This window comes from Plectonema radiosum NIES-515, assembly GCF_025753815.1.
Taxonomy (GTDB): Bacteria; Cyanobacteriota; Cyanobacteriia; order Cyanobacteriales; family Nostocaceae; genus Hassallia; species Hassallia radiosum_A.
This window is the reverse complement of sequence record NZ_JAOWRF010000182.1, coordinates 1-7506: the sequence shown is the minus strand read 5'-3', so window position 1 is coordinate 7506 and position 7506 is coordinate 1. Positions and strand designations below refer to the sequence as shown.

Here is a 7506-nt window from a genome sequence, read left to right as displayed (position 1 = left end):
CCCCTGCCCTAATCCTTTCCTGCCACTACCGAATTCCTCAACACTTCCAGTGCTGCTTGATACTGTAAATCGTCTTGAGTACCAATTTGCTCGCGGGTAATTGGATGTTGGGAAATCTCTTTATCCGGTTTAATACCGAGTTTATTAATATCTCGGTGTTTAGGAGTTTCATACTTAGCAATTGTTACCGCCAAGCCAGAACCGTCTGACAATTCAAATAAGGACTGAATTAACCCTTTGCCATAGGTAGTTTCTCCGACTAGTTGGGCACGACCATTATCTTGGAGTGCGCCGGCGAGAATCTCACTCGCACTAGCAGTTCCTTGATTAACTAAAATCACTAGCGGATCTGGTGTCAGCGCTGAACCAGAGGCTTCAAAGCTGCCTTGAACGCCTTGTCGGTTAACTGTGTAAACGATGGTGCCTGAATTAAGCCACATGCGGGCAATTTCAATTCCTGATTGCAGCAACCCCCCAGGATTATTTCGCAGGTCGAGAATGTAGGCAGCAGCGCCTTTTTTTTCTAGACTAGTAATAGCGTGTGCCAATTCCATTGAGGCGTTGGCATTAAACTGAGTTAGGCGAAGGTAGCCGATGGGTGTACCCTGGTTTGAAGAATGTAATTCTGCTATTACAGGGTTAAGAGCAATGCGATCGCGCACGACTCTAAATTCCTTTTCGCCTTCTCCGTCTCGTTCTATCATCAAAGTGACGAGAGTGCCAGAGGGTCCGCGCATCTTCGCAGCAGCTTCGTCAAGGGTGAGATTTTCAGTGGAGATGCCCTCAATTTTGACAATGCGATCGCGCGCTTTAATTCCTGCTTTGTCTGCTGGTGAACCGGCGATCGGTGCTATTACTTCCAACTTCCCCGACTGGGCATTAAGCGCTATTTGCAATCCCACTCCCGTCAGTTCACCAGATGTATTAACCTGTAAACTGCGATAGTGTTCCGGATCTAAAAAGCGCGTAAAGGGATCGTCGAGGCTCAAGAGCATCTTCTGAATTGCCCCATAAGCCGCTTCGCTGTCCTTGAGGGGCTTCTGCAAAACATTTTGCCGCACCATCGCCCAGTTTTGATGATTAAACGTCTCATCCAAATAAGTGCGATTGACAATCCGCCATACTTCTGATACTAGTTTTTGTTCACCCGTCAAAGCGATCGCTGGTTGCGCGAGTAGCCCCAGCACCAAGCAAAATGCCACTAGCAGTGACAATCCAAACCGAAAAACCTTTTTATCCATGAACCGCATTTTCAACTTCACTCGTGACCCAAAGAAAACAAAAACAGCTTAGTTGCCTTGTTGATTGATGAAATCTATCTCTCGACTATGTTACTTTTTTTATAGAAGTGGAGTGTTGCTCTCATCAAATTGTTTAGCCAAATGATGACAGCAAATCCCACTCTGAAAACGATAAGATCTACTTTGTGTCCATCATCCCTAGTGTTGAGGTACAAAGAGAACGCAATATATTCCCTCTTTGTAAAGTGTCTAAGTTTCTTAACAATTCTTAACACTCTGACAGATAACAAGCAGTCAAATGCTCTTTGCTAAATCCCAAAATCCTTAATTGGGACAGAAGTGTAAGCAGCCATTAGCCGCTTAGAACTTAGCAAAATTTATTAACCGCAACCGACTTCGAGGAACTTGAGATTGTATGGCTAACGTTTACGACTGGTTTGAGGAACGCTTAGAGATTCAAGCGTTGGCAGAAGACGTCACCAGCAAGTACGTCCCTCCCCACGTCAACATCTTCTACTGCTTAGGTGGCATTACCTTAATGTGCTTTCTCATCCAGTTTGCCACTGGATTTGCGATGACGTTTTACTACAGACCAACAGTAGCTGAAGCTTACTCTTCCGTGGAGTACCTAATGAACGAAGTGAGCTTCGGCTGGCTCATTCGCTCCGTTCACCGCTGGTCTGCCAGCATGATGGTGCTAATGATGATTTTGCATACCTTCCGGGTTTACCTCACCGGTGGATTCAAAAAGCCCCGCGAATTAACCTGGATAAGTGGTGTCATCCTTGCTGTCATTACAGTTTCCTTTGGTGTAACGGGTTACTCCCTACCTTGGGATCAAGTAGGCTACTGGGCTGTAAAAATCGTTAGCGGTGTACCAGAAGCGATTCCTGTAGTTGGCGTTTTGATTTCCGACTTGCTGCGTGGTGGCTCTAGCGTCGGTCAAGCAACTCTAACCCGCTACTATAGCGCCCACACCTTTGTATTACCTTGGTTAATTGCGGTCTTCATGCTGTTTCACTTCTTGATGATCCGCAAGCAAGGCATTTCCGGTCCTTTGTAAATTTAAGTTATTAGCGAAAAAGGTAACAGTTGTCAGTTTTCAGATACAGATGTTTGTTTTAAACTTATGAGACATAAGAAGCGATCATTGGTATTTGTAAGCTGAAAGCTAACACCTAATAGCTGATACCTTTCACAAATGCTTTAACTCAACTTAAGCACGAGAGCACACAAAAAATGGGAACACAAAAAAAACCCGATCTGAGCGATCCTCAGTTAAGAGCCAAACTTGCCAAAGGCATGGGTCATAACTACTATGGCGAACCTGCTTGGCCCAACGACTTACTGTATGTCTTCCCCATCGTGATGATGGGAACCTTCGCCTCTATTGTGGCGCTAGCTGTGCTAGATCCGGCGATGACAGGTGAACCAGCGAATCCTTTCGCTACACCGTTGGAAATTCTGCCAGAGTGGTACTTGTATCCCGTATTCCAAATTTTACGGACGGTTCCTAGCAAACTCTTAGGAGTATTTGCGATGGCATCTGTCCCCTTGGGGCTGAGTCTCATTCCCTTTATTGAGAACATTAATAAGTTCCAAAATCCATTCCGCCGTCCAGTTGCAACCACGGTGTTCTTGATTGGCACTGCCGTTACCCTTTGGTTGGGTATTGGCGCTACCTTCCCAATTGATCAATCTTTGACCTTGGGATTGTTCTAAATCAGCCTCCAAGAAGCGCTTTGACGCCTGTGAGTTTCAAGAGCAAGTGCAGATGGATGTATTGCAAGCTTGAAAAATCAACAGGCGTCAATTTTATTAATCCAGATTACATCTGGAATTTTAAATTTTGGAATAAATGAAAATATTATTCCAAAATCTAAAATCTTTAAGCTACAACAGATACAAACATTTTCACTCATTTATATTCAAGTCACGGTCAATGCTTAGCATAATGAAGCAAGACCATCTGAGGGTCAAGAGCGATCTGAAGCTTCTAAACCAAGTACAACAATGGTTTGAGAATTTTTGTCTGCAACACTTGTCTCAACTTGGCTGGTCAGAAAGCCAACTTTATCGCCTTAACTTAGCATTGGCAGAAGGCTTTACAAACGCGGTTCGTCACGCTCATCATGCTTTGCCGCCGGAAACAACCATTGAGATTGATGTTTCTCTATGGATTGATCGGCTGGAAATTAGAATTTGGGATCATGGAAAACCTTTTAATCCCGACGCGATCGCAGAGCCAGAACCGGGCACTTTGCAAGTCGGGGGATATGGATGGTTTCTCCTGCGACGCTTGGCTGACAACGTTGTTTACGAACGTGGTACGGACGGAAGAAATTGTCTGCTTATCGTCAAATATGGTCAAAAAGGGCAGCACTAGGCACGAAAAATCTTAGAACAAGCAAGAAGCGGGGAGCGCACCTGGTTTAGGAGGAGAATGCATTCCCTGCTGCCCCTAATATCAAAATTGATAATCTTTATATATCCTGCGCCACTAGAACTATTGCAAAAGTTTTTTGTGATATACTAGAGTATTTAGCAATTTTCGATTGAGGACTCTGACTAGCACTGAAATTTTGAAAAGCCAAAAAGCTCCCTTCGAGGAAATTTAAACGACTTACCGGAGTCAGTCGTCGAACCTTTGAGTTGATGGTTCGTTTAGTTAAAGCTCATGATAAAAAGAAAAAGAAACCTGGTCGTCGTCCTAAATTAATTATTGAAGAGCAAGTTTTAATGGTTCTTCAATATTGGTGAGAATATCGAACTTATTATCATATTGGATTAGACTGGGGGCTTTCAGAATCTGCGGTCTGTCGGACAGTTTATAAAAAGGATGTTTGCTGCCATTTTTTAGTTAGCGATCGCGCTTATAATACTTGCTCGAAAAAAATGATCAACTCTTACTATTTTAATTGCCAAACATTGAAATTAAAATAACCATTAATCATACCACAAAATATTTATGCAACAGTTCTACAGATTCTACAGGCACCAAATAGGCACACGCCAAACAAGGTTTTATCACGCTCTGACGCTAGTCCGTTGCTAAAAACTAGCTGTATCTCTGAATGCGTGAGAATTTTGGCGCGTCCGTGCCTGTTGATTTTCACAGATTTTCTTTTGTGTGTCGTTTTGCTTCTATTAGTTCCTGTAGTACCGATGCTTCATCTACGCTGTAAAACTTTTGATTTGGTTCTGCATTAATTTTGTCCATTAGTGCGTAAAACGCTTCTGTATCGTTGCGATGCTCTACCAGATAGCGTTTTAGCTCGGACTTACTCATTGTCACAAAGTCAAGCTTACTCATTCGTCGTATCTCCACTTACCATTACGGGTAATTACAATCCCTGTTTCTTCACCAGCCAAAATATAAATATTTCCCGTTCGTTCATCGAGTCTGACGATGAAGATGGCTAGTAGCAACGTTGTTAGATTTTGGCTGAGGATGAAACAAGTCAGGTTTTGTTCAGAAGTCGGATACCGCGAATTTCTCATTAACGTTGATTTACTTTTGTAATCGCAGCATCACACCACATTCTTATAGCCTCTTCGACCGCTTCGCTATGTCCAACACCTAATTCAATTGAGAGTTGCTTGAAATTTTTAACCAGTTGTTTAGGAAGATAAGCGGCGCTTTGGGTGTAATCGCTATGGGTGCGTTTGTTAATTCGGTTTTCCATAACGAGGGAAAAGTTAATTTCCTGTTATGCTAGCACGCTATCTGGGAAAACGCACTAAAAAGAGACTGATTAACTAAAATAAAAACCCGCAACTGGTACAGGCTTAGTCATCATTTAGTAGGACTTACGCAACCGTCACAATATAACGTCAACTTGCACATATATTTAAATTTGAGGGAAATGCTTGTAAGCATTGATTTATAAACCTTAGAGCCAAATTAATTCAATGTGACAGTTTTCAGATAAATGTGCCAGTTGCGTAAGTCCTGTTTAGGTTGAATTTTTTAGTCGTAGTTACCACTATTCATATAATGTTCCATGAGTTCAGCTTGTAGGTGGTCTGACTCGTCTTTCCCGTGTGCTTCTAGGATGATTGACTTAAGTTCGTCAGTGGCATATTCTTGACCGTATTCATCCATTGGGGTGGCTTGCATTTTGTCGTAAACTTCCCAAATTTTTTTCCAGTAAACTTTTTCTATGTTCTCAGTAGTGTACGATTCGTAACCTTCCCTTAGGTTTAAATCGCCAATAGCTTCTCCGAACCAATCGTCAAAATGTGCTTTATCTCTAGTTGGCTTAGTCATAGCGCTTTACCTATCTTTTGATACATACAAGTATAATGTATCAAAAATAATAAGACACCATCAGAAGGGATAGAGCCTGGGGAAAGTTTGACAGCCTCCCCAGATTTTTGATGTGCGATTCGTTTCTAAGTGAATCACGGTAATCAGTCCGTACATAACTTAGAGGGTGAAATCTAGAGACATCTAGACACCTAACTCTCAGATTGATATAGGTGAAAGTCCTATCCGCAAGATTCATGCGTGACTCCTTACCTGACCACACCGAACCAAAATAACCGCTGCGATAGATGGTTTTGACTTCCTTGGTTGGCACTTCAAAGTGCAAAGTAACGGAAAATTTAAGTGCGTCCCTTCAGTGGACAATTTTAAATCTTTCCGTCAGAAGGTAAAAAACATCGTTAATAACTCGTGCATTGGTTCTACCGTAAAAGCTACAAAGCTTGCCCCCGTAGCTAGAGGATAGAGACAATACCACAAGTTCTGTGACATGAGCAGCACCAGAGACTCGCTTTGGTTCCTCAACCACAGAACTTGGAAGGTATTCAATTCTGTATAAAAAAAAATACTGAATACCGTAAAGACAGCATTCGAGTTGTAGTCACTCCTTTGTTAGGATTTGGCTGCGAGAAACTCTTTTGGGTCAAAAACTGCTTGAGTGACTATAATTTCCAGCAGTTTTGAAACCTTTATAAAGAAGCTTCATGATGACTTTCGAGTTGTAAAAACAGGCGCCAGCAAAGCGCTTTGTGATTCATTACTCCAAGTCAATGAGAGTATTCTCATGCCAGAAGAGTGCCCAAAGAGATAGAAAGGATAAAAAAAAATATGACTAAAACAGCCTTAATTACAGGAATTACTGGTCAAGATGGCTACTATCTCAGCCACTTGCTGCTTAATCAAGGTTATCGAGTTGTGGGGTTAGTACCTCCCCATCGACAACCAAATTTGGCAAAACTGGGAACCTTGGTACACCAGGTAGAAATTTACACTGTTGACTTAAGAGATACTCTGTCACTGTTGACAGCAGTAGAACAACTGCGTCCCCAAGAAATTTATAATTTAGCCGCTCCCAGCTTTGTACCCGATTCTTGGAACGATCCTCTGGGAACCCTCGATTTGATTACTGGTACTGCTACCAGGCTATTAGAAGCAGTGAGGCAGGTTGGTTTGTCTACGCGATTTTATCAGGCAAGCAGTTCGGAAATGTTTGGGGATGTAGACAGATCGCCTCAAGATGAAGAAACTCCCTTTCGTCCGAAAAATCCCTATGCGGCAGCAAAATTGCACGCGCACTGGACAATGGTACATCATCGACAGCGCTATGGTCTATTTGCTTGTAGTGGAATTTTATATAACCACGAATCTCCTTTACGCGCACCTCAATTTGTGCCGCGCAAAATTTCCTTAGCGGCAGCATCGATTAAATTGGGTTTAACTAAAACCTTGGAAATAGGCAACTTAGATGCCAAGCGCGATTGGGGCTTTGCCGGCGATCACGTCGAAGCCATGTGGCGGATGTTACAAGTTGACGAGCCAGAAGAATACGTGATTGGCACAGGTAAGCTGCACAGTGTTAGGGAATTAGTTAGCGCAGCTTTTGAGTGTGTTGATCTAGATTGGACGAGCCATGTAGTCATTAACACCGATTTACTGCGCCCGGATGAGCATTTTCAACTAGTTGCCAACCCAACTAAAGCTAAAAATAAACTCGGCTGGCTACCCCAAGTCAGCTTTGAAGAACTTGTACAGAAAATGGTACAAACAGATTTAGAGCGTTTGCAAACCGGTGCGATCGCAGCAGCTGCATCTTTCCCGCGAGTATGAATGGACTGGGGAATGGAGATTTGAAGAGGGGAAAAGGGAAAGGGAGAAGAAAAATATAATATACGTATTCAAATAACTCTTCTTACAAACGTCAACGGGACGGAAACCGACCCAGATCAAGGTTGGGGCTTTATTTCCATACATGAGTCCCTTTTCCCCTCAACAAAATTG

At 42.8% G+C, this 7506-nt stretch carries 9 protein-coding genes and 1 pseudogene; 5 read left to right on the top strand and 5 right to left on the bottom strand.

The genetic code is table 11. The features are described from left to right. Positions 1-8: 8 nt before the first annotated feature. Positions 9-1241, bottom strand: a complete 1233-nt coding sequence (gene ctpA / locus OGM63_RS12350) for a carboxyl-terminal processing protease CtpA (protein ID WP_263745871.1) — start codon at positions 1239-1241, stop codon at positions 9-11. Positions 1242-1656: 415 nt separating this feature from the next. On the opposite strand from ctpA, the gene petB reads away from it, so the two are divergent. The 4 genes and pseudogenes from petB to OGM63_RS12330 all read left to right on the top strand — a co-directional run. Then, entirely contained in the window at positions 1657-2304 is a 648-nt protein-coding gene (gene petB, locus OGM63_RS12345) for a cytochrome b6 (protein ID WP_263745870.1), read from the top strand. Positions 2305-2480: 176 nt separating this feature from the next. Next, positions 2481-2963 carry a cytochrome b6-f complex subunit IV gene (gene petD / locus OGM63_RS12340; protein ID WP_263745869.1) on the top strand — a complete coding sequence of 161 codons (483 nt, stop codon included), beginning with the start codon at positions 2481-2483 and terminating at the stop codon, positions 2961-2963. Positions 2964-3183: 220 nt separating this feature from the next. Beyond that, a complete protein-coding gene (locus tag OGM63_RS12335) occupies positions 3184-3627 on the top strand; it encodes an ATP-binding protein (protein ID WP_263745867.1) in 444 nt (147 codons plus the stop codon). A 200-nt stretch (positions 3628-3827) separates the two neighbouring features. Beyond that, positions 3828-4136 (top strand): annotated as a pseudogene (locus tag OGM63_RS12330) (helix-turn-helix domain-containing protein); the annotation flags it as partial. A gap of 217 nt (positions 4137-4353) precedes the next feature. On the opposite strand, the gene OGM63_RS12325 reads toward OGM63_RS12330, so the two are convergent. The 4 genes from OGM63_RS12325 to OGM63_RS12310 all read right to left on the bottom strand — a co-directional run bounded on the left by OGM63_RS12325 (position 4354) and on the right by OGM63_RS12310 (position 5511). Continuing rightward, a complete protein-coding gene (locus tag OGM63_RS12325) occupies positions 4354-4554 on the bottom strand; it encodes a DUF6887 family protein (protein WP_263745866.1) in 201 nt (66 codons plus the stop codon). After that, entirely contained in the window at positions 4551-4742 is a 192-nt protein-coding gene (locus tag OGM63_RS12320) for a DUF6888 family protein (protein WP_263745865.1), read from the bottom strand. Before OGM63_RS12320 ends, OGM63_RS12325 begins: the two co-directional genes overlap by 4 nt. Then, entirely contained in the window at positions 4742-4927 is a 186-nt protein-coding gene (locus OGM63_RS12315) for a ribbon-helix-helix protein, CopG family (protein WP_263745864.1), read from the bottom strand. Before OGM63_RS12315 ends, OGM63_RS12320 begins: the two co-directional genes overlap by 1 nt. A gap of 284 nt (positions 4928-5211) precedes the next feature. Further along, positions 5212-5511, bottom strand: coding sequence for a hypothetical protein (locus tag OGM63_RS12310; protein WP_263745863.1), 300 nt, complete (start codon positions 5509-5511; stop codon positions 5212-5214). Between the two features lie 825 nt (positions 5512-6336). On the opposite strand from OGM63_RS12310, the gene OGM63_RS12305 reads away from it, so the two are divergent. Next, positions 6337-7335: a GDP-mannose 4,6-dehydratase gene (locus OGM63_RS12305; protein WP_263745862.1), complete on the top strand. Its 999-nt coding sequence runs from the start codon at positions 6337-6339 to the stop codon at positions 7333-7335. The last annotated feature ends 171 nt before the right edge of the window (positions 7336-7506 follow it).

What these genes read in the sequence shown, in the direction of transcription:
- OGM63_RS12310 (WP_263745863.1), bottom strand. Translation starts at nt 5,511, where the DNA reads ATGACTAAGCCAACTAGAGATAAAGCACATTTTGACGATTGGTTCGGA.
- OGM63_RS12320 (WP_263745865.1), bottom strand. Translation starts at nt 4,742, where the DNA reads ATGAGAAATTCGCGGTATCCGACTTCTGAACAAAACCTGACTTGTTTC.
- OGM63_RS12325 (WP_263745866.1), bottom strand. Translation starts at nt 4,554, where the DNA reads ATGAGTAAGCTTGACTTTGTGACAATGAGTAAGTCCGAGCTAAAACGC.
- petB (WP_263745870.1), top strand. Translation starts at nt 1,657, where the DNA reads ATGGCTAACGTTTACGACTGGTTTGAGGAACGCTTAGAGATTCAAGCG.
- petD (WP_263745869.1), top strand. Translation starts at nt 2,481, where the DNA reads ATGGGAACACAAAAAAAACCCGATCTGAGCGATCCTCAGTTAAGAGCC.
- ctpA (WP_263745871.1), bottom strand. Translation starts at nt 1,241, where the DNA reads ATGGATAAAAAGGTTTTTCGGTTTGGATTGTCACTGCTAGTGGCATTT.
- OGM63_RS12335 (WP_263745867.1), top strand. Translation starts at nt 3,184, where the DNA reads ATGCTTAGCATAATGAAGCAAGACCATCTGAGGGTCAAGAGCGATCTG.
- OGM63_RS12315 (WP_263745864.1), bottom strand. Translation starts at nt 4,927, where the DNA reads ATGGAAAACCGAATTAACAAACGCACCCATAGCGATTACACCCAAAGC.
- OGM63_RS12305 (WP_263745862.1), top strand. Translation starts at nt 6,337, where the DNA reads ATGACTAAAACAGCCTTAATTACAGGAATTACTGGTCAAGATGGCTAC.